Here is a 798-nt window from a genome sequence, read left to right on the forward strand (position 1 = left end):
GGACGGCTGCGGGCGTCGGGCCCGCGCCCCGGCTCCCGGGCGGCTGCGGGAGAGCCGCCCCCGAGGTGCCACCCGGTGTTCACCCCGTTGACGCCCGCTGGCCGCGTAGCTCGGCGACGCCGTCACTACCGTCCCCCGGGTTGCCCGACGAACCACAGGGAGGCGGAACGGAGTGGCTGTGCCCGAGGCACCGCGGCGGCGGCACGGGACGGGCGGCGCCACCGGCCGCAGGGACCCGCACTGGGACAACGTGCGGTTCCTCTCCGGCACGCTCGTCGTGGTCGGCCACACCGTGGAGTCGCTGAGCGAACTCAACGGCCTGCGCTGGCTGTACATCGCGAGCTGGGCCCTCCGGGTGCCGGTGTTCGTCATGGTGGCCGGCTACTTCAGCACCGCCGGCCCGCTCAACGCCCGCGAGGCCCGACGCCTCACCGAGTCGATCGCGCTGCCGTACCTGCTGATCGGCCTGCTGCACACCCTCCAGCTGCGCTGGCTCTACGGCGACTGGACGTTCTTCGCCGGTGAACCGCCCTGGGCGATGTGGTTCCTGCTGTCGCTGCTGGCCTGGCGCGTCGCCCTGCCGTACCTGGCGGCACTGCGGTACCCGCTGACGCTGTCCGTGGCGGCGGCACTGCTGGTCGGCCACTTCGAGGAGTTCGGCTCCACCTTCTCCGCCTCGCGCACGATCACCTTTCTGCCGTTCTTCCTGCTCGGCTGGAAACTGGGCCAGGGCTCGGGCGGCGGCTTGCTGCGGGCCCGCTCGACGTCCGCGGCCGCCGGCGGCGTGCTCGTGCTCAC

General features: G+C 73.3%; 1 protein-coding gene. It reads left to right on the forward strand.

Going from position 1 to position 798, the window contains the following annotated elements:
• Nucleotides 1–178: 178 nt before the first annotated feature.
• Nucleotides 179–798: acyltransferase family protein (locus ACYVE9_RS29160; protein WP_461030881.1), on the forward strand; the 620-nt coding region annotated here is incomplete at its 3' end.

This window comes from Streptomyces sparsus (genome assembly GCF_054776295.1).